The organism is Erwinia sorbitola (genome assembly GCF_009738185.1).
GTDB lineage: Bacteria > Pseudomonadota > Gammaproteobacteria > Enterobacterales > Enterobacteriaceae > Erwinia > Erwinia sorbitola.
The window spans coordinates 3,168,491-3,195,370 of record NZ_CP046509.1; the positions used below are offsets into that span (position 1 = coordinate 3,168,491).

The window sequence follows — 26,880 nt, forward strand, 5'->3', positions numbered from 1 at the left end:
GTTGGCCAGTATTGGGTCGTTTATCAACAGTCTACATGGCGCTACACCTGAAATTACTATGAAAAAGAACATCCGTGCGTTAGTCACCTTGATTCTGGCCGTTGCGGCTTTCAGCCACTCTGCCTTCGCAGTGGTTTACTCTCTTCCGGCCGCGAACAGCCGCCTGATTGGGGAAAACCTGGAAATTACCATCCCAGAAGATAGCAAACTTCCGCTGGAAGCTTTTGCTGCGCAGTACAAGATGGGCCTGAGCAACGTTATGGAAGCAAACCCAGGCGTTGACGTTTATCTGCCGAAAGCAGGCAGCAAGCTGATCATTCCTCAGCAGTTGATCCTGCCAGAAGCTCCGCGTGAAGGCATTGTGATCAATAGCGCGGAAATGCGTCTCTATTACTACCCGAAAGGCACCAAAACCGTGGTGGTTCTGCCAATCGGCATCGGTGAGCTGGGCAGAGATACGCCGGTTAACTGGACAACTACCGTTCAGCGTAAAAAAGATGGCCCGACCTGGACGCCAACCAAGAAGATGCATGAAGAGTACGCCGCACGCGGTGAATCTATGCCAGCAGTCTTCCCGGCTGGCCCGGATAACCCGATGGGCCTTTATGCACTGTATATCGGACGTCTGTACGCCATCCACGGTACCAACGCCAACTTTGGTATCGGTCTGCGCGTAAGCCACGGCTGTGTTCGTCTGCGTGCTGACGATATTAAATGGTTGTTCGATAATGTGCCGGTTGGCACGCGTGTTCAGTTTATTGATCAGCCAGTAAAAGCAACGGTAGAGCCGGACGGTTCGCGCTATGTTGAGATCCATAACCCGCTGTCACAGACTGAAGAGCAGTTTGCTTCCCGCGAACCGGTTCCGCTGACGCTGACGGCTGCGGTTAATAAGGTGGTTTCTGATGCCAGCGTGAATACCGCTGTGATGGAAGAAGCACTGAAAGCCCGTTCTGGTATGCCGGTCAAAGTGAACGGCACTGCGGAAAGCCAGCCTTCTGCCCCGGTACTGGTTCAGGAGCAGGAAGGTGCACAGCCACAGGAAACGCCAACAACACCGGCGATTACTGAAGGTGCAAACGCTGCGACGCCAGCGGCAACTGATGCTCCGGCAACCACCGATGCTCAAGCTGCCCCTGAAGCTCCGGCCACTGCCGATACTGCGGCACCTGCGATCCCGGCGCTGACTCAGCCAGGCCCGATCTACAGCACGACGAAGCCTTAATTTCCTGCTGCTGTCTGAGAACCCTCGTGCCATCTGGTGCGGGGGTTTTTATTTTTGGTGAGTTCATGCGATCGAAAAGTGCTGAAAAAAAAGCGAGAAAAGAGTGACTACGGCACTAAGCAACGGAATTATAACCAGTAAGAGTTAAGCCAGGTTCCAGCCAGATAATAAACTGCGAATTACCATACAACACAGCACAAACTGTTTTACCCCCCCCTCTCCATTGGCTTACCTTACCTACGTGTTAGCAGTCGCTTGTTAACACCCTCGACAACAATAGGCCTTAGAGAATAGTTATTGTTCTCACAATTCCTTTACTGGTTGTATTGGCACAGACCAGTATTCCACCCGGAGAAGGCGTTAACCCTTCTCCTATTTTTTTATCCTTTTTCTCGCCGCCGCAATACCAGCCAGGCAGCTGCACAGGTAAAAAGGCGGATCTGCACCAATGCCATTTCGCTGTCACGCGCCAGTGGGCGACCTGCTATCTGTCCCCTCTTGCCAGCAAACCTGACATCACCGCCACCGCCAGCAGTACCACTCCTGCCGCCGCCAGATAGATTGCATCAACACCCCAGCGCCCAATCAGCAGCCCGGCCACCGGCCCGGTAATGCCCAGCCCGCAGTCAAGAAAAGCCGAATATAGCCCCAGCGCCGAACCCTGATTCTGCGGCTGTACACGGCGGATTGCCTCCACCCCGAGGGCCGGGAAAATCAGCGAGAAACCGCTGCCGGTAAGAAATGCACCGAGATCAACCATCCAGATACTACTGGCCTGCCAGATCAGCAGCAGTCCGGCGCACTCGATAGCGAAAGAAACCAGCGAAACGCGGATGGCACCGTAGCGGGCGATGCTATTGTTAAATAGCAGACGCATCAGAATAAAACCGATGCTGAACAGAGTCAGGGAGAACGCCGCTCCCTCCCAGCTATGGCTGGAGAAATAGAGCGTGATAAAGGTGGCAATGGTGCCGAAGCCGACGGTGCCTAATCCCAGGCAGAGGCCATACAGCCAGATTTTGCCAAACACTTTGGTAAAGGGAATGCGCTGCCCCACTTCCACCTGAACCGCCGGGCGACGTGTCGCCAGCCAGTAGCCAAAGGCGGCCATCAGCATAATCAGTACGGCAAAGCCGGGGATACCGAACAGCGTATTGAGCATCACACCAAGCGGTGCACCCATCGCCATCGCGAGATAGGTGGCTACCCCGTTCCACGAAATAACGCGTGCGCTCTGCACGGTGCCCACCACGTTTATGCCCCAGAGAATCGAACCGGTGGCCGTCAGGCTCTCACCAAAGCCCAGCACCACTCGTCCCACCGCCAGCAGCAGCAGGCTGATCAGCGGCGAGGCATCCATCAGTACTGCAAACAGCGTAAACAGGCCGCTGGCACCGCAGAGGATCAGCCCCACCAGCACCACTTTCTTTGGCCCCAGCAGATCGGCATAGCGCCCCGCCTGCGGCCGACTGACCAGGGTGGCAAAATATTGCAAACTGATAATCAGCCCGGCGATAAAGGAGCTGTAGCCCAGCTGGTTATGGACGTAGCCCGGCAGCACAGCCAGCGGCAGGCCGATGGACAGATAACAAAAGAAGGTAAATATTACGACAGAGATAATACGTTTGTTCAGCTGGGCATTGGTTAAAGCAGGAATAGCGGACATAGCGGGGCCAGAAAAAGATGCGATATGTGTTACATCATACCCTTAGCTTGCTAACAGATCTCGTTCCGTTTAGAGACAACTTATTACAATGCTGTTTTTTTCGATGGCAGATAAATTGCCCCGGGGAAACTGAAGCTACGGTTACAGCAATCAATTTAGCCCGCTGATTCAGGCAAGCTTTATGATGGCGATAAGGTATGCGACGAACGGATAACGGATCTGTAATGACCCGCTATACCTTTACGATGCCCTGCCCACTCCATCAATCACTGATGCAATTTCAGCGGAAGTTTTCAACACCCGAACCTGCATAAATAGCGGAGTCGCTTCCTGATACTCTTTGCGTAAGTAACCCAGCCACTGTTTGATACGCGCAACGTGATACAGGCCAGTATCGCCCTGCTTCTCCAGACGGACGTACTTTTGCAGCAGCTGCACGACCTGCGGCCAGGGCATACGCGCCTCGTTATATTTAATCACCCGGCTGAGATTCGGCACATTCAGCGCACCACGGCCAAGCATCACCGCATCACAGCCCGTCGCCTGCATACAGTCCTGTGCACTCTGCCAGTCCCAGATTTCACCGTTGGCGATAACCGGAATTGACAACCGCTGACGAATATCTCCAATCGCCGCCCAGTTGATCGCCTCAGCGCGGTAGCCATCCTCTTTTGTACGACCGTGTACCGCCAGCTCCGTGGCCCCTGCCTGCTGTACCGCATCGGCAATTTCAAACTGCCGCGCGCTGGAATCCCAGCCCAGGCGAATTTTTACCGTCACCGGAAGATGGGCAGGAACGGCTGCCCGGATCGCTTTTGCTCCCTGATAAATCAGCTCAGGATCTTTTAACAACGTTGCGCCACCGCCGCTACCGTTAACGGTTTTTGACGGGCAGCCGCAGTTGAGATCCACCCCCCAGGAGCCAAGATCTGCTGCACGGGCAGCATTTTCTGCCAGCCACTGCGGATACTGACCTAACAGCTGAATACGCACACGGGTGCCTGACGGCGTACGGCTGTCATGATCAAGTTCGGGGCTGAGGCGCTGGAAGCATTTCACCGGCAGCAGTGCATCCACTACTCGAAGAAATTCGGTAATACAGAGATCGTAGTCGTTGACGTCGGTCAGCAGTTCACGCACCAGCGAATCGAGAACGCCTTCCATCGGGGCAAGTAATACGCGCATGGTAAACCTGTGGATGGGAAAAGAGAGGGGGAAGCGAGCGCCTCCCCCCAATTAATAATTAGCCGTTGTTCGCCGGGTTGGAACGACGTGGACGGGTTTTGTTGACGCGTGGTGCGCCACCGTTACCGCCTTCAGGACGGGCACCGCGTGCGGCACCTGTGCTGCTGCCGTTAGCATTGCCCTGACGACGTTCACCGCCGTTGCCGCCGCCATTACCTGTACGACTGCCGCTGGCACTGCGATCGCCTGCGCCATTGCTACGCTGGCCCTGGCCCTGACCTGGACGACCGCGTCCACCGCCTGCTCCACCGCGCTGCTGCTGGCGACCGTTGATGATAGGTTCAGCTTTAATGCTTGGATCAGGCTCATAGCCTTCAATCGCCATACGTGGGATCTCACGCTTAAGCACGCGCTCGATATCACGCAGCAGCTTGAGTTCATCCACACAGACCAGAGACAGCGCTTCACCAACGGCTGCCGCACGACCCGTACGACCGATACGGTGTACGTAATCTTCCGGCACGTTTGGCAGCTCGTAGTTCACCACGTGCGGCAGTTCTTCGATGTCGATACCACGGGCAGCAATATCCGTTGCCACCAGCACGCGGATTTTACCTTCTTTAAAGTCGCTCAGAGCACGAGTACGTGCGCCCTGGCTCTTGTTACCATGGATAGCGGCGGCAGTAATGCCGTCTTTATTCAGCTGCTCGGCCAGATGGTTAGCGCCGTGCTTGGTACGGGTAAAGACCAACACCTGCTGCCAGTTATCACGACCAATCAGGAAGGATAACAGCTCGCGCTTACGTTTTTTATCAACCATATGCACATGCTGCGTCACCTGCTCAGAAGCGGTATTGCGGCGCGCCACGGAAACTTCTTCCGGGTTGTGCAGCAGTTTTTCCGCCAGGGTCTTGATCTCATCAGAGAAAGTGGCAGAGAACAGCAGGTTCTGACGCTTTGCAGGCAGTTTTGCCAGCACGCGACGGATATCGTGAATAAAGCCCATATCGAGCATACGGTCGGCTTCATCCAGCACCAGGATTTCCACCTGAGACAGGTCAAGAGCATTCTGATGCTCCAGATCCAGCAGACGCCCCGGGGTCGCTACCAGTACATCCACACCACCGCGCAGTTTCATCATCTGCGGGTTAATGCTAACGCCGCCGAACACAACCAGCGAGCGTATATCAAGATACTTACTGTATTCCTGCACGTTTTCGCCCACCTGAGCCGCCAGTTCGCGGGTTGGGGTCAAAATCAGTGCGCGCACCGGGCGACGGCCCTTAGGGTGCGGGTTATTGCTGCTTAACAGTTGCAGCAGCGGCAGGGTAAAACCTGCTGTTTTACCGGTACCGGTCTGAGCGCTGGCCATCAGGTCGCGACCAGCCAGTACTACCGGGATAGCCTGGCGCTGAATTGGCGTCGGCTCGTTATAGCCCTGTTCTGCAACAGCGCGCAAAATATCGGCATTAAGGCCGAGAGAATCAAATGACATAAAGTTGACTGACTCCGGATCCGCCCTGACCGCATAACGGTGTAGTTTCCAGGGGGAGAGTTGACGCCAGGATCATTCCTGACGCTTGAAAGAGAGCACAAACCACGGTGCGTAAGACTGGGATTATATCAGATCCCCACCATCAACAGGGAGTTATTCTTTTTGAGTTATCCGAAAATGCGCAACAGCCTGTAACAGCACACAAACGATCACTTGATGTTGACCACAACGCATTAACGTAGCAGCACATTTTGCCGTACAAGGACAGACCATGAGGCTGTTACTTCCCCTGATTGCACTGCTGTTGTTGGGTCTTAACCTGCGGCCAGTGCTGGCGTTACCCGGCCCGCTGCTGGCCTCTATTCAGCATGATACGTCGCTTTCCAGCAGCGCTGCGGGTTTACTCAGCATGTTACCGGTGATGGCGATGGGGCTGTGTGCGCTGGCAGGAGGTTACCTGCAACGCTGGCCCGGAACATTTCGCGGTGTACTGCTCGGGGCGCTGATTATTGCCGCCGCCTGTATGGTACGCGGCATCTGGTGGCAGCCTGCCGGGCTGATTGCCACTGCACTGCTGGCAGGGATAGGCATCGCGCTGGTGCAAGCCCTTTTACCCGGCTGGATCAAACAGCACTACCCGCAACAGAGTAGCCGTTTAATGGGGCTGTATACCACAGCAATCATGGGTGGAGCCGCGCTGGCAGCGGCCAGTGCCGCCCCGCTGGCGACCGCTGCTGGCTGGCAAAATACACTGGCGCTGTGGTCGTTGCCTGCATTGCTTGCTGCGGTGCTGTGGAGCCGCTGCGGCAATCGGGCTACCGATCGGCAGATAACAGCCGTTGATGTACCGCCGCTAAATCGTCGTGCCTGGCTGCTGATGTTCTACTTTGGCATCGGCACCGGGGCTTACACGCTGGTGCTGGCCTGGCTGCCGCCGTTCTTTGTACAGGAGGGATGGTCGCCACAGCAAGGCGGCTATTTGCTGGCCGGGCTGACCCTGACCGAAGTGGTTTCCGGGCTGCTGGTAGCGGCTCTACTCCCCCGCTTCCGTGACCGACGCCGTCTGCTGTTACCTGTACTCGGGCTGTTACTCGCCGGGCTTATCTGCATGACCGCCGCCCCGTCTGTGCTGGCGGTGCCATCAATGTTGCTGATGGGGTTGGGAATTGGCGCTCTGTTCCCGCTGTCGTTAATTGTCACTCTTGAACATGCGGCAACGCCCGCACAGGCAGGCAAGCTGATGGGATTTGTACAGGGTGGCGGGTACATCATTGCCAGCCTGACACCGCTGCTGGCAGGCATTATTCGCCAGGCGCTGGGAAGTTTGCAGCAGGCGTTCAGTTTGATGGCGCTGGGAGTGGTGATATTGCTGATTATGACGCTATGGCTAAAACCACAGCCAGAGAGGCAGTAAGCAAACGGGCCACCGAAGTGGCCCGCAGGGGATTAGCGTGGACGCTGACTCGGCTGCGTCCGCTCTTTCACCAGAAGTGATACCAGCGCAGGGCCGGCTAACATCACGACTCCTGCGGCACACAGCAGCAGGTTGTTGTGGATCACCCGTGACAGCACCAGCAGCACCAGCATCGCGGCGCCAAAATAGTAGGTGGTGGTCACATCTTCAAGAAAATCGCCAATACGCCGCAGGCGTGGCAGACGCTGGGTCAGTAACATCGCGGCAAACACGCTGGCATACATCGCCAGTAAAATAGTGCTGACCTGTAACAGGGCCTGATGTTTCCACCCCCACACCAGTGCGGCGATCAGCAACAGGTGCAGTGCGATATGTATGCAGTTTTGCCCAGTGACAATCTGAATACGATTAGACCATTTCATGCTCTTCTCCTGGCATCCTCGGCTGAGGTTGCCCAAGCGGGTTACTGACACCGGCCAGTAACTAGTTTCCTCAGACTAACGTAGTTTTCGGATTATGCTGCAAATTAACGCGCATCCCGCCACACTTTTGTGACAAAGACTACACTTTATCCTTCATAAGTTATGAAGGTAGTGTCCTAAGTATGTCACAAAAAACGCAAGGATTTTCATTTAAAGTCCTGACGATCAACACTCATATGGGTTTTAACGCCTTTAATCGACGCTTTATCCTGCCAGAACTGCGTGATGCCGTACGTTCTACCGGAGCTGATATCGTGTTGTTACAGGAAGTGATGGGCAGCCATGCCCTGCATAAATTGCAGGTAGCCAACTGGCCTGAAACCCCTCATTACGAATTTTTGGCGGATACCATGTGGAAAAATTTTGCCTATGGGCGCAACGCGGTCTATCCGGAGGGTCATCATGGCAATGCCGTACTGTCGCGCCTGCCGATCGTCGATTACCACAACCGGGACATCTCCGTTGCAGGTACCGAAAAAAGGGGCATTCTGCACTGCCAGCTTCAGGTTCCGGACTCCCCGGTAACGCTACATATTCTTTGCGTTCATCTCGGCCTGCGCGAGGCGCACCGCATGGCGCAACTAAAAATGATGTGCCAGCTGGTTAATGAGCTGCCGCCCGATGCACCGGTGGTGATCGCCGGGGATTTCAACGACTGGCGCCAGCGCGCAAATGCCATTCTGAAACGAGATGCCGGAATGGAGGAGGTATTCAGCCGAAAAAATGGTCGTCCGGCACGCACCTTCCCTGCCCGTTTCCCTCTGCTGCGGCTTGACCGCATCTATGTACGCAATGCCGGAATCAGCCATCCGCAAACTATTCCGCTGCGCCCCTGGTCGCATCTTTCTGACCACGCACCGCTCGCCGTGGAGATCCACCTATGAGTTATAGCTGGCGCGAAGGCAACCAGATAACGCTGCTGGAAAATGGCGAACAGTTTTTTCCCCGGGTCTTCGGTGCGATCCGCCGCGCAGAACACAGCCTGCTGCTGGAAACTTTTATCCTGTTTGAGGATGAAGTCGGCAACGCGCTCCATAAGGAGCTGCTGGCAGCAGCGCAGCGCGGAGTAAAAATTGAAATGATGGTGGATGGTTACGGTTCACCCGATCTCTCTGATGAATTCGTCCATAGCCTTACCTCACTCGGGGTGCGTTTTCTCTATTACGATCCGCGTCCGCTGGTGTTAGGCATGCGAACCAATCTGTTCCGCCGCCTCCATCGTAAAATCGTGGTTATCGACGGGGTAATCGCTTTTGTGGGTGGCATTAATTATTCCGCAGAACATAACGTCAGTTTTGGCCCTGAGGCTAAACAGGATTATGCGGTGGAGGTTAAAGGTCCGATCGTCGGGGATATTGCGCACTATGTGCAGCAAGAGATGGGCAGCGAACAGAAAAACCATCGCTGGTGGGGTCACCGTTCCCATCGTCCGGCACAAAATAGTACGCCCGGCGATGCCCAGGCGCTGCTGGTGTATCGCGATAACGATCAGCATCGCGACGATATCGAACAGCACTATATTGAGATGCTGAAAAATGCCAAACAGGACGTGATTATCGCTAACGCCTATTTTTTCCCCGGCTACCGCCTGCTGCGGGAGATGCGCCAGGCGGCGCGGCGCGGAGTGCGCGTGCGGCTGATTGTTCAGGGCAAGCCGGATATGCCGATTGTGAAAGTTGGCGCGGAGCTGCTGTACAACTATCTGGTGGAAGGCGGTGTTGAAGTCTATGAATACTGTCGCCGCCCGCTGCATGCCAAAATTGCAGTTCAGGACGGCCAGTGGGCTACCGTCGGCTCCAGCAATCTTGATCCGCTTAGTCTGTCGCTGAATCTGGAAGCCAACCTGATGATCCACGACCGTAATTTTAATCAGCAGATGCGTGAAAACCTGGAAGCGTTGCTGTCAGCAGACTGCCAGCGTGTCTATGAGAGTCAGCTTCCAAAGCGCAGCTGGTGGCAGTTAAGCAAAAGCGTGGTGGTATTTCACTTCCTGCGCCATTTCCCGGCTATCGCAGGCTGGCTACCGGCGCATACGCCAAAACTGGCACAGGTATCCGCTCCGGTTCAGCCCGAGATGGAAACTCAGGATCGGGTGGAAACGGAAAATAGCGGAGCAAAACCCTGATGGCAACTTCTTCACTACTCTGGAAACGTACCAGGAAAGTCCTGACCGGCCTGTTCTTTGTCGCGGTAGCTGTGCTGCTGGTGGTTTATGCCCGCCAGGTAAACTGGCACGACGTATGGGATGTGGTGGTCAACTATAACCGGGTGGCGATCTTAGGCTCTGTGGCGCTGGTGATTGTCAGCTATCTGACCTACGGCCTGTATGATCTGATTGGCCGCGCCTACTGCGGACATAAGCTGGAAAAGCGCCAGGTAATGCTGGTCTCTTTTATCTGTTATGCCTTTAACCTGACACTCAGCACCTGGGTTGGCGGCGTCGCGATGCGCTACCGCCTTTACTCCCGACTGGGGCTTGATGGCAGTACTATTACGCGCATCTTTTCGCTCAGTATTGCCACCAACTGGCTGGGCTATGTTCTGGTGGCCGGGGTGGTATTCAGCAGCGGGATGGTCAGCGTGCCTGGGGGCTGGTTTATAGGTGCCGGGGCGCTGCGTATCACGGGCATCGCGCTGCTGGCCTTTGTGGTGGTTTATCTGGCGCTATGTGCCTTTTCTAAAAAACGCCGCTGGACGGTGAGAGGACACAAGCTGGCGCTACCGTCACTGCGTATGGCGCTGATTCAGTTTGCCGTATCCAGCGCTAACTGGCTGGTGATGGGGGCAATTATCTGGCTGCTGCTGATGCAGAAAGTCGATTTCCCTCAGGTACTGGGCGTGCTGCTGATCAGCAGTATTGCCGGGGTGATTATTCATATTCCGGCCGGGATTGGCGTGCTTGAGGCGGTGTTTCTTGCGCTGCTGCGGGGCGAGCCGATTTCACATGGGGCGATTATCGCCGCGCTGCTGGCCTATCGGGTGCTTTACTTTATCGCTCCGCTGCTGCTGGCGCTGGTGCTCTATTTGTGGCTGGAAGGGCGTGCGAAGTCGCTGCGGGAGAAGAATCTTGCGTAAAGATTGAGGCGCTGCGGGTCAGGCATGCCTGACCCCTACGAAAAGCGATGATATTAACGCAGCAGCATCCACGACAGCCTGTACCAGCGCAGGTGCATTCACGACATCCGGTACCAACACAGGGGCGTGGCATGCCGCGCCCGGGGATTGACGCAGCAGCATCCACGACAGCCGGTACCAACGCAGGTGCATGCCATGCCGCGCCCGGGGGTTAACGCAGCAGCATCCACGACAGCCGGTACCAGTGCAGGTGCATGCCATGCCGCGCCCGGGGATTGACGCAGGAGCATCCACGACAGCCGGTACCAGCACAGGTGCATGCCATGCCGCGCCCGGGAGTTAACGCAGCAGCATCCACGACATCCGGTACCAGCACAGGTGCATGCCATGCCGCGCCCGGGGGTTAACGTGGCAGCATCCACGACAGCCAGTACCAACGCAGGGGCGTGGCATGCCGCGCCCGGAACGCAGATAGCAGAAGGGTCAGGCATGCCTGACCCTTACCGAGAATGAAAACTTACGTCAGCAGTAATTAACGGCGGTTGCCGAAGATACGCAGCAGCATCAGGAACAGGTTGATAAAGTCGAGATACAGCGTAAGCGCACCCATAATCGAGTAGCGACGCAGGTTCTCTTTGTCATCAACGTTAATTCCTTCACCGATATTTTTCAGCTTCTGGGTGTCGTAGGCCGTCAGGCCAACAAACACCACCACCCCGATATAGGTAACTGCCCACATCAGCGCCGTGCTCTTCAGCCAGATATTAACCAGCGAAGCCAGCACAATACCGATCAGCGCCATAAACAGCATGCTGCCCATTCCGCTCAGATCGCGTTTTGTGGTGTAGCCCCACAGGCTCATCGCGCCAAACATCCCGCCCGTCACCAGGAAAGTACTGGCAATTGAAGAGTAGGTATAGACCAGGAAGATACTGGCCATCGTCAGCCCGGTCAGCGCTGAGTAGAGCATAAACAGGCCGGTCGCCACGCCGCCACTGAGCTTATGCACCATCCCCGACAGCACAAACACCAGCCCCAGCTGCACAATAATCAGACCAAAGAAAGTGATGCGGTTGGCAAAGACCAGTTCCATCACCTGCGGTGTATTCGCCGCATACCAGGAAATAAAGGCGGTCAGTAGCAGTCCGCAGGTCATCCAGCCGTAGACCTGCGCCATATACACAGACAGCCCGGTACTGGCACGCTGTACGATTGAATCACTGGAACGTGGATATCGATCCATGATGCTCCCCTTATAAGGTGAATTAAATTATGGACAGTCTGGCACAGAGTGCCCTCTCTCCGCCACTCTGCTCCAGGCCCCGATTGAATACTCGTTAAGTTTAATTACAGCACGTAACAAATAGTGGATAAAGATCGCTCAACTTCTGCCGATAGATCGCTCACAGGGAATTTTAATCACAGGAAGTCACATAACGATCACCTTTTTGCTACATCGGGGGAAGTCAGATGCAAAGTCAGCCGGTTTCAAAAAAGAAAATGAGTACCCGTACGCTAATGCTGCTGACCGGGGTGCTCACTATTACCCTCGGTTTCAGTGTGACAATTGGCCTGTTGAGCTGGCAGTCCAGCCAGCAACAGAAAAAACTGTCTGAAGATTATCTGGGGGAAATTGCCCAGAGCCAGGCGCTGTCAGTACAAAATGAGCTGGATTACGCCCGTACCGTGGCCGCCACAATGGGGCAGAGCCTGGTAGGACTTCGTGCTGCCGGTATCAGCGACCGCGCCATCGCTGAACAGCAGATGATCTACTCACTGAAACTCAACCCAAGTTACCTGTCGATGTCGGTAGTGTTTGAACCCAATGCCTTTGATGGTCGCGATGCTGAGTTTGCCAGCCAGCCAGGTTCCCCACCGGAAGGCCGCTTTTCGCGTTATGTGGATCGTGACAAAACGGGCAGTTATAAATCACACCTGATGGGCTCATTTCTTACTCCTGGTGCCGGGGATTACTATCTGGTGCCGCGTAAGCTTGAGCGCGATACACTGTCAGAACCCTACAGCTACGCCTATGATGGTGTCCCTACCCTGCTGACCTCAGTCGCTGCGGTTATTTTTGATAATGGCAAAGTACAGGCCGTTACCACCTCTGATATTTCACTGGCGTCACTGCAACAGCGCCTCAGTAAAATCAAACCCTGGGAAGGAAGCGGTTATGCCATGCTGCTCTCGACTGGCGGTAAGGTGGTATCCAGCCCGGTGAAAGATGATGCCGGGAAACCGTACAAAGGCGAAACAAACGGGTTTACCAGCAAAATAGTGCAGCATTTCGATCCGGTACTGGGTGAGGAGGTACTGCAAACCTGGCGTCCTGTGACGGTCGGTAACAGTAAGAATCCGTGGTATCTGAGCGTGGTCGCGCCAGTTGATCTGGTGATGGCCGCCGCGAACCGCCAGCTGATGTATGCGCTGATCATGATGGTCATCAGTATTGTGGTGGTGTGCGGCGTGCTCGGACTGGTCTTTAGCCGCAAGGTGGCTAAACCAATCGGGGGTGAACCCCGCGAGGCGGCCGATATCGCACTGGCGGTCTCAGAAGGCGATCTCAGCGCCAACATTCCGGTAAAAGAGAACGATCAGCAGAGTATCTTCTTCGCCATGCAGACCATGCAACATCAGCTGCGCAATATGGTGGGTGAAATTATTCTCGCCAGCGACTCTGTGCGCCAGGGTGCAGAGGAGATTGCCAGCGGTAACCTTGACCTCGCCTCGCGTACCGAACAGCAGGCGGCGGCGCTGGAAGAGACGGCAGCCAGTATGGAGCAGCTAACGGCAACGGTGAAACACAATGCCGATAACGCCCATCAGGCCACAGCGCTGACCGATAATGCCACTGATATTGCCCAACGTGGTGAGCAGCTGGTCGCACAGGTGGTGCAGATCATGCAGCAGATTGACGAAAGCTCACAAAAAATTGGTGCCATCACCAGCATTATCAACAGCATTGCCTTCCAGACCAATATCCTGGCGCTGAACGCGGCGGTAGAAGCAGCCCGCGCGGGCGAACAGGGCCGTGGCTTTGCCGTAGTGGCGGCAGAGGTGCGCAGTCTGGCGCAGCGCAGTGCGAATGCGGTTAAGGATATTTCTGCCCTGATTAGCGAGTCGACCGAGCGTGTTGATCATGGCGTAACACTGGTGCAGAGCGCCGGGAAAACCATGCAGGAGATGACGCAGGCGGTAAACTCAGTGAAAACGATTATCGGCGAGATTGTTCACGCTTCCGATGAGCAGTCACAGGGAATTGGTCAGGTCACCGTGGCGGTAAATCAGATGGACGGTGCAACGCAGCAGAACTCCGCGCTGGTACAGCAGATGTCTGCCGCCGCCGCATCGCTGGAAGACCAGGCGAAAACGCTGGCGCAGACAGTGCAGATTTTCAAGCTGGAATCAGTATAAGCACTGAGGATGACGGGCTGACCGAAAAATTGGTCAGCCCCTCGACAAATGTCAGATATTTAACGGTAGGGGCCGATCATTTTTTTCGATCGCCCCATCCACTTTTCCGATCTACCCACTCTCAGGTTTTTATTTTTGACTGATACAGCGCTGATAGCGGCTGTTCACGCGTTGAGCAAACCAGGCTGTGGTGAGGTTACGCGTAATCTTTGGACTTGAAAGCTTGATCCCCGGTAACACTTCACGCGGCAGTTTTTTCCCGGCATCTTTCTCAGCCAGGGCAAAGACTGTTTTCCACAGATCGGTTTTCTCGAAGTCGATACTCTCCCCTTTCTCCAGCGCCCGGCGAATCTCCCGATCGCTGTAATCCAGCCGTTTACCGATGGAACGCACCGCTTTCTCGGTTGCTCCCGCACTGTCCGAACCGTAGTTAATCAGATCGCCATCCAGCGCCAGCTGAATTCCGCTCAGACGGGATACCGCAGCCTGGAATGCAGCATTCCTGCTGGCATACCAGCCCGCGTTGAAGTCGGCAAAACGGTAGAGCGGCGAAGGATAGTTAACCGGATAGCCAAGCAGATGCCGGGTACCAAACCACATGCCGCCACGGCGGGAAAACACTTCGCGACGGATAGAGCCATCAACCTGATACGGATAACCTTTGGCGTTGGCTTCGGCAAATGCAATGCTGACCTGCATCGGCCCGCCGGTGTGGATCGGGTTCAGATTACCAAACAGTTTCTGCCCCATCGGCACCATATTGATAAAATCATCAAACACCTCGCTCAACTCTTTTTCACTTTTCACATGATCCAGTCGCCAGGCATAGCTTTTGCCCGTCGGGGAGTTGATCATCAGCGCGGTGCGCACCAGGAATGACGGAATATGCAGCTGTCCGGCGCGACGATCGATTTCAGCCCACGCAATTTTCGGCAGGCCCGGCACCGTAGCATCGGCGCTGAAGTTCGACTCCTGAGCGGTCACCGCGATAACTGCGCAAATGTTGCTGACATCAGGGGTGATATTCTGGCTGTTGAACGCCACAAAGATATCCTGCGTCCAACCCTGGCGATCGCTGACGCCTGCGGGGAGCAGGCGGGCAATATCGGCTTTAACATCGGTCGGGCGCTGGGCTGGTGAAGTCTCCGATGGCTGATGGCTACAGCCTGCCAGCACCAGCAGAGCCAGCGGCAAAAGAGTGTGCAGGGAAAAGCGGGGCATGAAATTCCTTAAGCCAGAGTGAAAATAAAAATTGTGCTATTTCCAGCGTTCTGCGGCCTGATGGTCGCTGTCGCGGGCGGCAACCCAGCGGTCACCCCCGGCGGTGGCTTCCTGTTTCCAGAACGGTGCACGAGTTTTTAGCTGATCCATAATAAATTCAGCGGCGGCAAAGGCCGCTCCCCGGTGTGCGCCGCTGACGCCCACCAGAACAATTTCATCGCCGGGAAACAGCTCACCAATGCGGTGGACTACCGTGACACGCTGCATCGGCCAGCGCTGACGCGCTTCATCGACGATCTCCGCCAGAGCCTTTTCGGTCATGCCGGGATAGTGTTCCAGCCTGAGTGCGCTGACGTTATCACCAAGATTATGGTTACGCACCTTGCCGGTAAAGGTCACCACGGCACCGTCAAGATCGGATGCCGCCAGCCACTGATACTCATCGCTCATGCTGAAGGGGGCACTGCCTACGCGAATTCGGGTTTCCATTTTAACCTCCGGTGACCGGCGGGAAAAAGGCCACTTCATCCCCGGCTTTTACCGGATGCTGCATCGATACCAGCGTCTGATTGACCGCCGCCAGCAGCTTGCCGGATTCCAGCGCCAGCGCCCAGCGGTCACCCTTACGGGCTAACTGGCTGCGCAGCGCTTCAACATCGGCAAATTCCGCAGGCAGTTCGAGACTTTCGGTACCAACCAGCTCACGTACCTGAGCGAAAAAAAGCACATTAATCATGAGTCACCGCCTGAAAATCGCCAGATTTACCGCCGCTTTTGCTTATCAGACGGCACTGTTCAATGGTGATATCTTTCTGTACGGCTTTGCACATGTCGTAAATAGTCAACGCGGCTACCGAGGCCGCAGTCAGCGCCTCCATCTCCACGCCGGTTTTACCCGTCAGACGGCAGAGTGATTCAATGCGTACCCGGTGGTGCTCAGGTTCAGCAGTCAGCGAAACTTCCACCTTACTCAGCAACAGCGGATGGCACAGCGGGATCAGCTCCCAGGTTCGTTTGGCCGCCTGAATACCGGCAATACGTGCCGTGGCGAATACATCACCTTTATGGTGGCTGCCATCAATAATCATTTGCAGCGTCTCCGGAAGCATCACCACATAGGCTTCTGCCCGCGCTTCGCGCACGGTTTCCTGCTTGGCGGAGACATCCACCATATGCGCCTCTCCGGCGGCATTAATATGAGTTAACTGAGACATTTACGGCTTCTTCACATGCGAGACAAAATTACAGGGACGGGTACGGGCATCAAGCTGATCCTGAATGATGCGCTCCCAGGCAAGCTGACAGGCTCCGGTCGAACCGGGTATAGCCATTACCAGCGTTCCATTGGCCATACCCGCCACCGCACGGGATTGCAGGGTCGAAGTACCGATATCTTCAAATGAGATCATGCGGAACAGCTCGCCAAACCCTTCGATTTCACGGTCAAACAGCGGCAGCAGCGCCTCTGGCGTACAGTTTTTTTCATTAAAACCTGTGCCGCCGTTGATCAGCACCACCTGCACATCGCTGCTGGCAATCCAGCGAGAAACCGCAGCGCGGATGGCGTAGCGGTTATCCGTCACAATGCCACTCTCAAAAGTGTGGTGCCCGGCTTCCGTCAACGCTGCGCGCAGGTAGTCGCCTGAGCTGTCAGTCTCTGCGGTATGGCGATCGGAAACGGTCAACACCGCCACGTTAAGGGGAATAAAATCCGTGGTACCTTTGCTCATATAAACTCCTTTTAACCACCGATAAATGAAAGATTCTGTGTAATGCCGGTATTGCCCTGATGGAGAAAATGCGTCTCTTTTTTCGTGGTCAGGCTGCCGGCAATACGCGCCTGAAGTTCCGTCTGCTGGCTGTCATCCGCCAGCAGATCGCGCAGCGGTACCCCGCCATCGCCAAACAGGCAGAGATGAAGATTGCCTGTGGCAGAGACGCGCAGACGGTTGCAGCTGGCGCAGAAATCTTTTTCATAAGGCATGATCAGGCCAATTTCGCCCTGATAGTCGGCATGGCAGAACACCTGCGCCGGGCCGTCACTGCGTGCACGCAGCTGCTGTACCCAGCCCTGTTGCAGCAGCTGATCGCGGATCACCTGGCCGGAAATATGGTGCTTACGGAATAGCGAACCGCCATCCCCGGTCTCCATCAGCTCAATAAAGCGCAGCTGGATGGGACGGGTACGCACCCATTCAAGGAAGGTCGTGAGGCTGTGATGGTTAACATCGCGCATCAGCACGGTATTCACTTTCACTTTGCTGAACCCGGCATCAAACGCAGCGTCAATGCCGCGCATCACTTCATGAAATTTATCCTGCCCGGTAATGGCGTGAAACTGGCGGGCATCCAGACTGTCAACGCTGACGTTAAGCGCCGTCAAACCGGCAGCACGCCACTGCGCGATATCGCGTTGCAGGCGATATCCGTTGGTGGTGAGTGCTATCTGGCGAATTGAGGGGTTGTCGCGGACTGCGGCGATAATCTCGGTGAAATCACGGCGCATCGAAGGTTCGCCGCCGGTCAGGCGCACTTTTTCCGTGCCCGCAGCAGCAAAGGCCCGGGTAACGCGGCGGATTTCATCCAGCGAAAGGAAGCTTTTATTCTGCGCCCCCTGCGGTTTATAGCCGTCAGGCAGGCAGTAATTACAACGGAAGTTGCATACGTCAGTAATCGACAGGCGCAGGTAATAAAACCTGCGCGCAAAGTTATCAGTAAATTGTGGCACCTGTGACACCTTTCCAAATAGGGAGATGCAGTCATTTCTTTCTGCACCCTGGCAACTCAACGGTTGCGGCCAGGACACCATATCCTCAAGGACACAGGTATCAGGGCTTAAGTGTGATCTACCGAACATCGGTAAAGCGTGATGGTTGAAATGTTAACGCTAATGCCCCAGGGTTACCAGCACGATATTTCGTTGTATATAATGATATATAACGTATTTTCCCGGCACTTTCGTTGTCGTTTAGCGTAAAATAGCGCTTATAAATAATTAGTATTGATGATGATGGATACGATGCGAAATCGCACTTTAGCTGACCTCGACCGCGTGGTCGCATTAGGGGGAGGACACGGTCTTGGCCGTGTGATGTCTGCCCTTTCACCTCTTGGCTCACGCCTGACCGGAATTGTTACCACCACCGATAACGGTGGCTCCACCGGGCGCATCCGCCGCTCGGAAGGGGGCATCGCCTGGGGCGATATGCGTAACTGCCTGAATCAACTGATTGCCGAACCCAGCGTGGCCTCAGCTATGTTTGAGTATCGTTTTGCCGGGAACGGCGAACTGGCGGGACATAACCTGGGCAATCTGATGCTGAAAGCGCTCGATCACCTCAGCGTCAGGCCTTTTGAAGCTATTAACCTGATCCGTAATTTGCTGAAAGTGGATGCTTTTCTCATCCCGATGTCTGAGCAGCCGGTCGATCTGGTGGCGCTGGATGGTGATGGCCATTTAATTTACGGCGAAACGGAGATTGACCAGATGGCGCAGCCACCGCAGGAGCTGATGCTCTCCCCGGCAGTGAGCGCCACGCGTGAAGCCGTGGAGGCGATTGGCGAAGCGGATCTGATTCTGATTGGGCCAGGCAGTTTTTACACCAGCCTGATGCCGGTGCTGCTGCTGCCGGAAATAGCTCAGGCCCTGCGGCGTACTCCAGCCACCATGGTGTTTATTGGCAATCTCGGTAAAGAACTTAGCCCGGCTGCGGCAAAGCTGACGGTGGCGGATAAGCTGGTGATGATGGAAAAAGCGATAGGCAAGCGGGTCATTGATGCGCTGGTGCTGGGGCCAAAGGTCGACAGCAGCCAGCTGGACGGGCGCCTGGTGATTCAGGAGCCATTGGAGGCCGGTGATATTCCGTATCGCCATGACCGCCAGCTGTTGCGTCAGGCGCTGGAGCATGCGGTGCAGGCGATGGTGTAAGTGTGCAGCAACGGGTCAGGCGTGCCTGACCCCTACGGAAACGATATCCGGCAGCATAATTGCGGGGGGCGATTCATACCACGCAACGGGTCAGGCGTGCCTGACCCCTACCAGAAACGATATCCGGCGGCATAATTGCGGGGGCGATTCATACCACGCAACGGGTCAGGCGTGCCTGACCCCTACCGGAAACGATATCCGGCGGCATAATTGCGGGGGGCGATTCATACCACGCAACGGGTCAGGCGTGCCTGCCCCCTACCAGAAACGATATCCGGCGGCATAATTGCGGGGGCGATTCATACCACGCAACGGGTCAGGCGTGCCTGACCCCTACGGAAACGATATCCGGCAGCATAATTGCGGGGGTGCGATTCTACGTAGGGGCGAGGCATGCCTCGTCCGGCCTTGTTACGATGCCGCGATAAACAGCTCGCGCACCTGATGCAGCTGATCGCGCACCTGAGCAGCCTCTTCAAACTCCAGATTCTGCGCATGTTTCTGCATCTGAGCCTCCAGCTGGTGGATACGTTTTTGCAGCCCCTGCGGTGACAGGTCGATATGTTCTGCATCATCTTCCACAATGCTGCGCCCTTTCATGCTGCGCACCTTCGCTTTGTTTTTCGCCAGCCCCTGGCCCAGCTCCAGAATATCGGCAATTTTCTTATTCAGGCCCTGCGGAACAATACCGTGCTCCAGGTTGTACTGCTCCTGCTTTTCACGGCGGCGTTCAGTTTCACCAATTGCGCGCGCCATGGAAGGGGTGATCTTATCGCCGTAAAGAATCGCCTTACCGTTAAGGTTACGCGCCGCACGTCCAATGGTCTGGATCAGCGAGCGTTCAGAACGCAGGAAGCCCTCTTTATCCGCATCAAGGATCGCCACCAGCGACACTTCCGGCATATCCAGCCCCTCACGCAGCAGGTTGATGCCTACCAGCACATCAAACTTACCGAGGCGCAGGTCGCGGATAATTTCCACGCGTTCCACGGTATCGATATCTGAGTGCAGGTAACGCACCCGCTCGCCGTGCTCTTCCAGATATTCGGTAAGATCCTCGGCCATACGCTTGGTCAGTACCGTCACCAGCACACGTTCGTTTATCACCACGCGTTTGCGAATTTCAGACAGCAAATCGTCCACCTGCGTACCGACAGGACGTACTTCAATGGTCGGATCCAGCAGGCCGGTCGGACGCACCACCTGATCCACCACGTCACCGCCCGATTTCTCCAGCTCATAGTTACCCGGAGTAGCCGAAACATAGATCGTCTGCGGTGCCAGCGCTTCGAACTCTTCAAACTTCATCGGGCGGTTATCCAGCGCCGACGGCAGACGGAAACCGTACTCGACCAGCGTCTCTTTACGCGCCCTGTCACCCCGGTACATACCGCCGATCTGCGGAATGGTAACGTGGGATTCATCGATCACCAGCAGGCCATCGGCCGGCAGGTAATCAAACAGCGTCGGCGGCGCCTCGCCCGGGCCACGGCCAGAAAGATAGCGTGAATAGTTTTCAATGCCGGAGCAGTAACCCAGCTCGTTCATCATCTCCAGGTCAAACTGGGTGCGCTGGCTGAGGCGCTGCTCTTCCAGCAGTTTATTGTTCGCCAGCAGCACCTGCTTACGCTCGGCCAGTTCGACTTTAATCTCTTCCATCGCCTGTAAAATACGCTCACGCGGTGTGACGTAGTGGGTTTTCGGGTAGATGGTATAACGCGGGATCACCGACTCAATCTGCCCGGTCAGCGGGTCAAAAATCGACAGGCGCTCAACCTCTTCATCAAACAGTTCAACGCGCAGCGCGTAGTCATCAGATTCTGCCGGGAAAATATCAATCACTTCGCCACGTACGCGGAATGTACCGCGCTGGAAAGCCTGATCGTTACGGGTATATTGCAGCTCCGCCAGACGACGCAGAATCGCGCGCTGGTCAATAACCATTCCACGCGTAAGATGCAGCATCATCTTGAGATAGAGATCGGGATCGCCCAGGCCGTAAATCGCTGAAACCGAGGCCACCACGATCACATCGCGCCGTTCGAGCAGCGCCTTGGTAGCAGAAAGACGCATCTGCTCAATATGTTCGTTTACCGACGCGTCTTTTTCGATAAAGGTATCAGAACTGGGAACATAAGCCTCAGGCTGATAATAATCGTAGTAAGAGACAAAATACTCGACCGCATTATCGGGAAAAAACTCTTTCATCTCGCCGTAGAGCTGCGCCGCCAGCGTCTTATTCGGTGCCAGCACCATCGTTGGCCGGTTGAGATCGGCAATCACATTGGCAACGGTAAAGGTTTTTCCCGATCCGGTTACCCCGAGCAGCGTCTGATGCGCCAGTCCATCTTCCAGCCCCTCTTCCAGACGGCGAATTGCTTCCGGCTGATCGCCAGAGGGTTTGAAATCGGAGTTGAGTTTAAAAGCTTTGGTCATGAAGGCTACCTGATGAAGATGTGCGCGAACCGGACTCTAATTCTACTCCGACATGACGATTTTGCCAGAAAAAAAGACTGGATAAAATTACAGTTGTTTTTCATACTGTTCCAACTAATAGCAGAGCTGCACTTTTGCACCCCGTTGCGCAAACGTATGCGAAAAGTTCCTTAAAGGCTTATCCCCAGATCCTTTGGGTTTTTAACATTTGTCAAGCGCCCCCCGGTAAAACCTCCGGCAGATCAAGTCTGGATATTCCTCCGTATTGATTTTAACTAACATATTGATTTAAATTAATATTAACAACAAGCCGAGTTTCGCACCAACCCGTACGTAAGCCGCGCCCCGTCTCGCCTGGCGTAAGTTTTCAGACGTTAATGCACAAGGTTATCCACAGGAATGGTGGATAACTGTTTTCAGCGCCTGACCTGTCTGATGTGTATAAATCGTCCCCACGCTCACTTCCCGCTGCCAAATATTTTTTTTTGCTTTTTTTTCGTGGCGAAAAGCCCCCGGTTACGCCCCACAAAGGGTGAGTTATGCACCGTTTGTACACGTTTCTAACCTGCCATCCTGCCGGGAAATTTTTAGCGCTGCCATTTTACATGGCAGCTGCACCATGGATGATTCACCTGCGGCACTGGCCCGGTGCAGCCTGCTATTTGCCATCGGCAACTGTTTAGCGGCGCTGACCAATAGAAGGCACAGATGTTATGAGTTTGTGGATTTCTGGCCTTTTTCCGAACTGGCCTGCTATTTGCAAGATAACTACCACTGCCTCACGCTTTCATAACACCAGAGCAAGAAGCACAAAAACGAGGGTGCTTTACAGCGCCGGACTGTTTGCCAGACGACATAGAGCGTAAGCAATACAGATGCGATCGATAACTGTCTGGAGGAGTGTGTCAGATGCTTAGTTTACGTTCTATTAATCAATTTTATGGGCAAAACCACATTCTGTGGGATGTCGACCTGGATTTACCGCCCGGCACCTGCACCGGCATCATCGGCCAGCCAGGGATGGGGAAGACCACGCTGGTAAACTGCATTATGGGGCACCTGCCTATTAACAGTGGATCAATGGTTTGGCAGGAAGATAACGGCCCGCCGCAGGATTTGCTATTGCAGCCGGTGGAAAAACGCGCATCGCTGGGTATTGGCTATGTACCGCAGGGCCGCCATATATTCTCGCAGATGAGCGTCGAGGAAAACCTGCAAATCGCCCTGCTGGCGGGAGCCGGAATGGAACGCCATCGCGCCATACCTGCGATGGTTTACGATCTGTTTCCGGCGCTCTACTCCCTGCGTCATCAGCGCAGCGGCGAGCTGCCAATCAGTCAGCAGCAACAGCTGGCGCTGGCGCGTGCTCTGGTTCTGCAACCAAAGCTGCTGATTCTGGATGAACCGACGGAGGGAATGTCACCCTGGCTGGAAGAGGAGATGGGGAATCTGATTCATCGTCTGAATCATGACTTCGGCATGACCATTTTGCTGCTGGAACAGCGCCTGTCATTTATACGCCGCGTGGCGGACTATTTCCTGCTGCTGCACCGCGGGCGCAATGTCGCCCATGGCAAAGTTGCTCAGTTGGATGAAAGCATGGTGAATACATGGTTAACGGTGTGAAAACAGCTACGCCTGCTCTCTACAAGCTTTTAGTGCAAGTAGAGAGCAGGCGCTGTGCCGGTCATGGCAGGGTGATATACCGCCCTGAATCATCTCTATCTTTGCTGGTCAGATGTGGGATCTCCCCCAGCAACGGTGCATTAATACGCTGTGTCAGCGTCGTCAGATATTCCTGATGTCGTTTGCCCGGCGGTTGAACGCCGTTAGCAATCCATCCCGCCAGCGGTAAACCGGCAGACTCTATCGCCAGCGCAGTCAGCAGCGCGTGGTTGATGCATCCCAGTTTGATTCCCACCACCAGAATGACCGGCAGCTGCTCCTGCTGTACCCAGTCGGCAAAGGTCAGCACCTCTGAGAGCGGCGTAAACCAGCCACCCGCACCTTCTGTTAACACCCATTCAGCCTGTTGCGACACCGCTTCCAGCCCGGCAGAGAGCTGCTGTGCCGTTATGGGCCGCTGTTCAGCTGCGCTGATAATATGCGGCGAAGTCGGCTCGACAAATGCCAGTGGATTCACTGTCTCGTAAGGCAGCCTGACCGCGCTGTAGCGCTGTAGCGCCAGCGCATCTTCATTGCGGATACCGTCCGGGGTGATCTCACAGCCGGAGGCCACTGGCTTATAACCCGCGCAGCGATATCCCGCTGCCTGTGCCGCCTGTAACAGCGCGCAGCTGGCGACGGTTTTTCCCACTTCAGTATCCGTTCCGGTCACAAACCAGCGCTTAGTCACTCTCTATTACTCCTGAAACCAGTTGATAACTGAGCAGGCAGCCACGCGCATCGCGTTGCCACATCTGTTCCAGCCGTTGCAGCTCACCGCGGCTCAGTGCCCGCGCTTCGCGCCCCTGATGCAGATGGGTAGCACCTATGCCTTTTAACGATCGCAGCAGCGTAAGCACATCCGGAAATGCCAGCGTCAGCGTATAAGGCGTCAGCGTCAGAGCGATCCCTGCCGCCGCCTGTTCGATCATCTCCAGGCTGGCGAATCGATTGAGCGGCGCAGTTCGCCCGAGCGACTGCCAGGCTTGCTCAACCTCAACCAGGGAGCCGGCCAGCAGCGTGGAAAACAGCACCTGTCCGCCCGGCTTTGTCACCCGCCGCAGCTCGCGCAGCGCCTGGGGTAAATCACTGCACCACTGAATCGCCAGATTGCTCCAGCAGCGGTCGAAGCTGGCATCGGCAAATGGCAGAGCCTCAATATCTCCCGCCTGGTAATAGTCAGCAACCTGACCGCTGGCCGCCTGCTGAAGCATTTTCTCCGACAGATCGAGCGCGGTCACCTCGTGCCCGGCGGTACGCCAGCGCTGGCTGAACCAGCCGGTGCCGCATCCCGCATCCAGTACCCGCAGCCCATGACCGGGGCGTGCCAGCGCCATCAGCCGCTCCCCGCACTGACGCTGTAGCCGGGCGTGCTGGTTATAGCTCTGTGCGGCGCGACCAAAGGCTGCCGCCACCGCCTGTTTGTCAACGGTTTGCAGCATGTAACGCCTCCAGAAGCCGATCAATATCGCTGATACGATGAGCCGCGCTCAGGGTGATGCGCAGCCGTGAGGTGCCCGGCGGCACGGTCGGGGGGCGAATAGCCGTTACCCAGCAGCCCTGCTCCCGCAGCCGCTGCGACAGCATCAGCGCCGCCTGTTCGTCACCAACCATCAGGGGTTGAATGGCGCTGTCCGACGCCCCCAGCGACCAGGGCAGGGTTTCCGCCTGCTGACGGAAGTAGTGAATATTGGCTGTCAGCTGCTCCCGCAGGCCATCGCCCTGGCGGATACAGTCCAGAGCAGCCCGGATAGCACAGGCCTGCGCCGGTGGCATGGCGGTGCTGTAGATCAGATGGCGGGCAAACTGCAACAGATACTCTGCGGTGTCGTCGTTACACAGTAGCGCCGCGCCGCTGACGCCAAACGCTTTGCCAAAGGTGACGATCAGCAGTTCCGGCTTAACCCGTTGCTGCCAGCAGCTGCCCCGCCCCTGTTCACCGCAAACGCCCACCCCATGGGCATCATCCACCAGCAGCCAGCCGCCCTGTAACTGTGAGAGCCTGTGCAGCTCCGCCAGCGGTGCCCGATCGCCATCCATGCTGAAGATACCTTCGGTGACCACCAGCGTTTCGCCACTCTTGTTTCCGGCCAGTAGCGTCGCCAGCGACGCAGGCTGATTATGCGCAAAACGGCGCAGCGTTGCCGGACTAAGAGTGGCGGCTTCCAGCAGTGAAGCGTGGCACAGTTTATCGGCGAGAATACGGTCATCTTTCGCCATCATCGCGGCAATAACCGCCTGATTTGCCGCAAACCCGGAGATAAACAACAGACTGCGGTCGTAGCCCAGCCAGTCCGCCAGCTCGCTTTCCAGCTCTGCCTGCGGCGTACGATAACCGGTAACATGCGCCGATCCACCCGCGCCAACGCCGTAGTGCGCTGCGCCCTGCTGCCAGGCATCGATAATGCGGGCATCGTGACTCAGCCCGAGGTAATCATTGCCAGAGAAATGAGTAAAATCCTGCCCCGCCACGCGCAGGCTGCGCGCGTCACCCTGCTCGCTGAGATGGCGCTGGCGATACTGCCCGCTGGTGCGGCGAGCGATGAGCGCCTGTGCGATTCGTTGTGACCAGCTCATTACACCGCCGCGTTGTAGAACAGGTCGGTATCGGCACTCATCAACTGAGCTGTCAGCGCCTGCTGCTGTTCATTATCGCCCGCTTCCGTTTCGCTATGCTGCGGGTTCAGCCCCAGCTTGCGGAACAGGATGCGATCGGTGTCCTCTTCCGGGTTTGGTGTGGTCAGCAGCTTGCAGCCGTAGAAAATGGAGTTAGCCCCGGCCATAAAACACATCGCCTGAGTCTGTTCGCTCATCTGCTCACGTCCGGCGGAGAGGCGCACATGGGAACGCGGCATCATAATGCGCGCAACCGCAATGGTGCGGACAAAGTCGAAAGGATCAACATCATCGTTATCCGCCAGCGGCGTGCCTTTGACTTTGACCAGCATATTGATCGGCACACTTTCCGGCGGCGTCGGCAAATTAGCTAACTGCACCAGCAGCCCGGCACGGTCGCTGACCGTTTCCCCCAGCCCGACTATGCCGCCGGAACAGACTTTGATACCGGCATCGCGCACTTTACCCAGCGTATCCAGCCGCTCCTGATAGCTGCGAGTGGTGATGATGCTGCCGTAAAATTCCGGCGAGGTATCCAGGTTGTGATTATAAAAATCCAGCCCGGCATGGGCCAGTCGCTGCGCCTGTTGATCGTTGAGCGTACCAAGGGTCATGCAGGTTTCCATTCCCATGGCTTTCACCCCCTGCACCATCTGTTCAAGATAAGGCATATCGCGTTCATGGGGATTTTTCCACGCGGCTCCCATGCAGAAACGTCCGGATCCGGCTGCTTTCGCTTTGCGTGCTGAACTCAGCACCTCCTCCACCTCCATCAGACGCTCGGATGCCAGCCCGGTCTTATAGCGTGAGCTTTGTGGACAGTATTTGCAGTCTTCCGGGCAGGCCCCGGTTTTGATCGACAGCAGCGTACTGACCTGCACCTGACGCGGGTCGAAATGCTGGCGATGTATCTGCTGCGCCTCAAACATCAGTTCGAGAAAAGGCTTATCAAACAGCGCCTGCGCCTGAGAGAGTGTCCAACGTGTTGCCATTGCTTGCTCCAAAAAAAGTCTGTCATTTGTCTTTACGGCCTGGTTATACTTGTAAACTAAATT

General features: G+C 55.8%; 25 protein-coding genes and 1 riboswitch. Of the genes, 8 read left to right on the forward strand and 17 right to left on the reverse strand.

Annotation, left to right across the window (positions count from 1 at the left end; translation table 11 throughout):
- Window positions 1-58: 58 nt before the first annotated feature.
- Complete coding sequence (locus GN242_RS14220) at window positions 59-1,225, forward strand: L,D-transpeptidase family protein (protein WP_154752049.1); 1,167 nt, start codon at window positions 59-61, stop codon at window positions 1,223-1,225.
- A 484-nt stretch (window positions 1,226-1,709) separates the two neighbouring features.
- Here GN242_RS14220 and GN242_RS14225 read toward each other — a convergent pair whose 3' ends face one another.
- The 3 genes from GN242_RS14225 to rhlE all read right to left on the reverse strand — a co-directional run bounded on the left by GN242_RS14225 (window position 1,710) and on the right by rhlE (window position 5,571).
- The gene (locus tag GN242_RS14225; protein ID WP_156287705.1) at window positions 1,710-2,891 is read right to left on the reverse strand and encodes an MFS transporter; all 1,182 of its coding nucleotides are present in this window, start codon (window positions 2,889-2,891) and stop codon (window positions 1,710-1,712) included.
- Window positions 2,892-3,131: 240 nt separating this feature from the next.
- Complete coding sequence (dusC, locus tag GN242_RS14230; protein WP_154752051.1) at window positions 3,132-4,076, reverse strand: tRNA dihydrouridine(16) synthase DusC; 945 nt, start codon at window positions 4,074-4,076, stop codon at window positions 3,132-3,134.
- 58 nt (window positions 4,077-4,134) lie between these two features.
- Window positions 4,135-5,571 carry an ATP-dependent RNA helicase RhlE gene (gene rhlE, locus GN242_RS14235; RefSeq protein WP_154752052.1) on the reverse strand — a complete coding sequence of 479 codons (1,437 nt, stop codon included), beginning with the start codon at window positions 5,569-5,571 and terminating at the stop codon, window positions 4,135-4,137.
- 271 nt (window positions 5,572-5,842) lie between these two features.
- On the opposite strand from rhlE, the gene GN242_RS14240 reads away from it, so the two are divergent.
- Window positions 5,843-6,985, forward strand: coding sequence for an MFS transporter (locus tag GN242_RS14240; RefSeq protein ID WP_154752053.1), 1,143 nt, complete (start codon window positions 5,843-5,845; stop codon window positions 6,983-6,985).
- Window positions 6,986-7,017: 32 nt separating this feature from the next.
- On the opposite strand, the gene GN242_RS14245 is transcribed toward GN242_RS14240, so the two are convergent.
- Window positions 7,018-7,407, reverse strand: coding sequence for a YbhQ family protein (locus tag GN242_RS14245; RefSeq protein WP_156287706.1), 390 nt, complete (start codon window positions 7,405-7,407; stop codon window positions 7,018-7,020).
- Window positions 7,408-7,589: 182 nt separating this feature from the next.
- Here GN242_RS14245 and GN242_RS14250 point away from each other — a divergent pair, with 182 nt between their 5' ends.
- Genes GN242_RS14250 through GN242_RS14260 form a run of 3 tightly spaced genes read left to right on the forward strand, consistent with a single transcriptional unit; the run spans window position 7,590 to window position 10,542 of the window.
- Window positions 7,590-8,351 (forward strand): endonuclease/exonuclease/phosphatase family protein, encoded by a 762-nt coding sequence (locus tag GN242_RS14250; protein WP_154752055.1) that lies wholly within the window; start codon window positions 7,590-7,592, stop codon window positions 8,349-8,351.
- A complete protein-coding gene (gene clsB, locus GN242_RS14255) occupies window positions 8,348-9,592 on the forward strand; it encodes a cardiolipin synthase ClsB (protein ID WP_156287707.1) in 1,245 nt (414 codons plus the stop codon). The genes GN242_RS14250 and clsB overlap by 4 nt, the downstream gene beginning before the upstream one ends.
- On the forward strand, window positions 9,592-10,542 hold the full coding sequence (locus tag GN242_RS14260; RefSeq protein ID WP_154752057.1) for a lysylphosphatidylglycerol synthase domain-containing protein: 951 nt from the start codon (window positions 9,592-9,594) through the stop codon (window positions 10,540-10,542). Before clsB ends, GN242_RS14260 begins: the two co-directional genes overlap by 1 nt.
- A gap of 98 nt (window positions 10,543-10,640) precedes the next feature.
- On the opposite strand, the gene GN242_RS14265 is transcribed toward GN242_RS14260, so the two are convergent.
- Both GN242_RS14265 and GN242_RS14270 read right to left on the reverse strand, forming a co-directional pair.
- Window positions 10,641-11,033, reverse strand: a complete 393-nt coding sequence (locus tag GN242_RS14265; protein WP_156287708.1) for a hypothetical protein — start codon at window positions 11,031-11,033, stop codon at window positions 10,641-10,643.
- 41 nt (window positions 11,034-11,074) lie between these two features.
- Window positions 11,075-11,785 carry a Bax inhibitor-1/YccA family protein gene (locus tag GN242_RS14270; protein WP_154752059.1) on the reverse strand — a complete coding sequence of 237 codons (711 nt, stop codon included), beginning with the start codon at window positions 11,783-11,785 and terminating at the stop codon, window positions 11,075-11,077.
- A 227-nt stretch (window positions 11,786-12,012) separates the two neighbouring features.
- Here GN242_RS14270 and GN242_RS14275 point away from each other — a divergent pair, with 227 nt between their 5' ends.
- Window positions 12,013-13,959 carry a methyl-accepting chemotaxis protein gene (locus GN242_RS14275; protein ID WP_154752060.1) on the forward strand — a complete coding sequence of 649 codons (1,947 nt, stop codon included), beginning with the start codon at window positions 12,013-12,015 and terminating at the stop codon, window positions 13,957-13,959.
- 129 nt (window positions 13,960-14,088) lie between these two features.
- Here GN242_RS14275 and GN242_RS14280 read toward each other — a convergent pair whose 3' ends face one another.
- The 6 genes from GN242_RS14280 to moaA all read right to left on the reverse strand — a co-directional run bounded on the left by GN242_RS14280 (window position 14,089) and on the right by moaA (window position 17,908).
- Entirely contained in the window at window positions 14,089-15,180 is a 1,092-nt protein-coding gene (locus GN242_RS14280) for a DUF1615 domain-containing protein (protein WP_156287709.1), read from the reverse strand.
- A 36-nt stretch (window positions 15,181-15,216) separates the two neighbouring features.
- On the reverse strand, window positions 15,217-15,669 hold the full coding sequence (gene moaE / locus GN242_RS14285; RefSeq protein WP_154752062.1) for a molybdopterin synthase catalytic subunit MoaE: 453 nt from the start codon (window positions 15,667-15,669) through the stop codon (window positions 15,217-15,219).
- Window position 15,670: 1 nt separating this feature from the next.
- Window positions 15,671-15,916, reverse strand: coding sequence for a molybdopterin synthase sulfur carrier subunit (moaD, locus tag GN242_RS14290; protein WP_154752063.1), 246 nt, complete (start codon window positions 15,914-15,916; stop codon window positions 15,671-15,673).
- The gene (gene moaC / locus GN242_RS14295) at window positions 15,909-16,394 is read right to left on the reverse strand and encodes a cyclic pyranopterin monophosphate synthase MoaC (protein ID WP_154752064.1); all 486 of its coding nucleotides are present in this window, start codon (window positions 16,392-16,394) and stop codon (window positions 15,909-15,911) included. The genes moaD and moaC overlap by 8 nt, the downstream gene beginning before the upstream one ends.
- Window positions 16,395-16,910 (reverse strand): molybdenum cofactor biosynthesis protein B, encoded by a 516-nt coding sequence (gene moaB / locus GN242_RS14300; RefSeq protein WP_154752065.1) that lies wholly within the window; start codon window positions 16,908-16,910, stop codon window positions 16,395-16,397.
- Between the two features lie 11 nt (window positions 16,911-16,921).
- Window positions 16,922-17,908 (reverse strand): GTP 3',8-cyclase MoaA, encoded by a 987-nt coding sequence (gene moaA / locus GN242_RS14305; protein WP_156287710.1) that lies wholly within the window; start codon window positions 17,906-17,908, stop codon window positions 16,922-16,924.
- A riboswitch (molybdenum cofactor riboswitch) is annotated at window positions 17,899-18,034 on the reverse strand. It overlaps the preceding gene by 10 nt.
- Window positions 18,035-18,199: 165 nt before the next feature.
- Between moaA and GN242_RS14310 the strand changes: the two genes are divergently transcribed.
- Window positions 18,200-19,108 (forward strand): gluconeogenesis factor YvcK family protein, encoded by a 909-nt coding sequence (locus GN242_RS14310; protein WP_154752066.1) that lies wholly within the window; start codon window positions 18,200-18,202, stop codon window positions 19,106-19,108.
- Between the two features lie 411 nt (window positions 19,109-19,519).
- On the opposite strand, the gene uvrB is transcribed toward GN242_RS14310, so the two are convergent.
- Entirely contained in the window at window positions 19,520-21,544 is a 2,025-nt protein-coding gene (uvrB, locus tag GN242_RS14315) for an excinuclease ABC subunit UvrB (RefSeq protein WP_154752067.1), read from the reverse strand.
- 909 nt (window positions 21,545-22,453) lie between these two features.
- On the opposite strand from uvrB, the gene GN242_RS14320 reads away from it, so the two are divergent.
- Entirely contained in the window at window positions 22,454-23,170 is a 717-nt protein-coding gene (locus GN242_RS14320; protein WP_154752068.1) for an ABC transporter ATP-binding protein, read from the forward strand.
- A gap of 61 nt (window positions 23,171-23,231) precedes the next feature.
- Here GN242_RS14320 and bioD read toward each other — a convergent pair whose 3' ends face one another.
- Genes bioD through bioB form a run of 4 tightly spaced genes read right to left on the reverse strand, consistent with a single transcriptional unit; the run spans window position 23,232 to window position 26,817 of the window.
- On the reverse strand, window positions 23,232-23,900 hold the full coding sequence (bioD, locus tag GN242_RS14325) for a dethiobiotin synthase (protein WP_156287711.1): 669 nt from the start codon (window positions 23,898-23,900) through the stop codon (window positions 23,232-23,234).
- Complete coding sequence (bioC, locus tag GN242_RS14330; protein ID WP_154752069.1) at window positions 23,893-24,651, reverse strand: malonyl-ACP O-methyltransferase BioC; 759 nt, start codon at window positions 24,649-24,651, stop codon at window positions 23,893-23,895. Before bioC ends, bioD begins: the two co-directional genes overlap by 8 nt.
- Entirely contained in the window at window positions 24,635-25,786 is a 1,152-nt protein-coding gene (bioF, locus tag GN242_RS14335) for an 8-amino-7-oxononanoate synthase (RefSeq protein ID WP_156287712.1), read from the reverse strand. The genes bioC and bioF overlap by 17 nt, the downstream gene beginning before the upstream one ends.
- Window positions 25,786-26,817 (reverse strand): biotin synthase BioB, encoded by a 1,032-nt coding sequence (gene bioB, locus GN242_RS14340; RefSeq protein WP_154752071.1) that lies wholly within the window; start codon window positions 26,815-26,817, stop codon window positions 25,786-25,788. Before bioB ends, bioF begins: the two co-directional genes overlap by 1 nt.
- Window positions 26,818-26,880: the final 63 nt, after the last annotated feature.

Excerpts from the sequence above, each read along its gene's own strand:
- bioC (WP_154752069.1), bottom strand. The coding sequence starts at position 24,651 with ATGCTGCAAACCGTTGACAAACAGGCGGTGGCGGCAGCCTTTGGTCGC.
- moaE (WP_154752062.1), bottom strand. The coding sequence starts at position 15,669 with ATGGAAACCCGAATTCGCGTAGGCAGTGCCCCCTTCAGCATGAGCGAT.
- uvrB (WP_154752067.1), bottom strand. The coding sequence starts at position 21,544 with ATGACCAAAGCTTTTAAACTCAACTCCGATTTCAAACCCTCTGGCGAT.
- dusC (WP_154752051.1), bottom strand. The coding sequence starts at position 4,076 with ATGCGCGTATTACTTGCCCCGATGGAAGGCGTTCTCGATTCGCTGGTG.
- bioF (WP_156287712.1), bottom strand. The coding sequence starts at position 25,786 with ATGAGCTGGTCACAACGAATCGCACAGGCGCTCATCGCTCGCCGCACC.
- GN242_RS14220 (WP_154752049.1), top strand. The coding sequence starts at position 59 with ATGAAAAAGAACATCCGTGCGTTAGTCACCTTGATTCTGGCCGTTGCG.
- GN242_RS14260 (WP_154752057.1), top strand. The coding sequence starts at position 9,592 with ATGGCAACTTCTTCACTACTCTGGAAACGTACCAGGAAAGTCCTGACC.
- GN242_RS14240 (WP_154752053.1), top strand. The coding sequence starts at position 5,843 with ATGAGGCTGTTACTTCCCCTGATTGCACTGCTGTTGTTGGGTCTTAAC.
- GN242_RS14225 (WP_156287705.1), bottom strand. The coding sequence starts at position 2,891 with ATGTCCGCTATTCCTGCTTTAACCAATGCCCAGCTGAACAAACGTATT.
- rhlE (WP_154752052.1), bottom strand. The coding sequence starts at position 5,571 with ATGTCATTTGATTCTCTCGGCCTTAATGCCGATATTTTGCGCGCTGTT.
- GN242_RS14270 (WP_154752059.1), bottom strand. The coding sequence starts at position 11,785 with ATGGATCGATATCCACGTTCCAGTGATTCAATCGTACAGCGTGCCAGT.
- bioB (WP_154752071.1), bottom strand. The coding sequence starts at position 26,817 with ATGGCAACACGTTGGACACTCTCTCAGGCGCAGGCGCTGTTTGATAAG.
- GN242_RS14320 (WP_154752068.1), top strand. The coding sequence starts at position 22,454 with ATGCTTAGTTTACGTTCTATTAATCAATTTTATGGGCAAAACCACATT.
- GN242_RS14245 (WP_156287706.1), bottom strand. The coding sequence starts at position 7,407 with ATGAAATGGTCTAATCGTATTCAGATTGTCACTGGGCAAAACTGCATA.
- GN242_RS14275 (WP_154752060.1), top strand. The coding sequence starts at position 12,013 with ATGCAAAGTCAGCCGGTTTCAAAAAAGAAAATGAGTACCCGTACGCTA.
- GN242_RS14250 (WP_154752055.1), top strand. The coding sequence starts at position 7,590 with ATGTCACAAAAAACGCAAGGATTTTCATTTAAAGTCCTGACGATCAAC.
- moaC (WP_154752064.1), bottom strand. The coding sequence starts at position 16,394 with ATGTCTCAGTTAACTCATATTAATGCCGCCGGAGAGGCGCATATGGTG.
- GN242_RS14310 (WP_154752066.1), top strand. The coding sequence starts at position 18,200 with ATGCGAAATCGCACTTTAGCTGACCTCGACCGCGTGGTCGCATTAGGG.
- clsB (WP_156287707.1), top strand. The coding sequence starts at position 8,348 with ATGAGTTATAGCTGGCGCGAAGGCAACCAGATAACGCTGCTGGAAAAT.
- GN242_RS14280 (WP_156287709.1), bottom strand. The coding sequence starts at position 15,180 with ATGCCCCGCTTTTCCCTGCACACTCTTTTGCCGCTGGCTCTGCTGGTG.
- moaD (WP_154752063.1), bottom strand. The coding sequence starts at position 15,916 with ATGATTAATGTGCTTTTTTTCGCTCAGGTACGTGAGCTGGTTGGTACC.
- moaB (WP_154752065.1), bottom strand. The coding sequence starts at position 16,910 with ATGAGCAAAGGTACCACGGATTTTATTCCCCTTAACGTGGCGGTGTTG.
- GN242_RS14265 (WP_156287708.1), bottom strand. The coding sequence starts at position 11,033 with ATGCCTGACCCTTCTGCTATCTGCGTTCCGGGCGCGGCATGCCACGCC.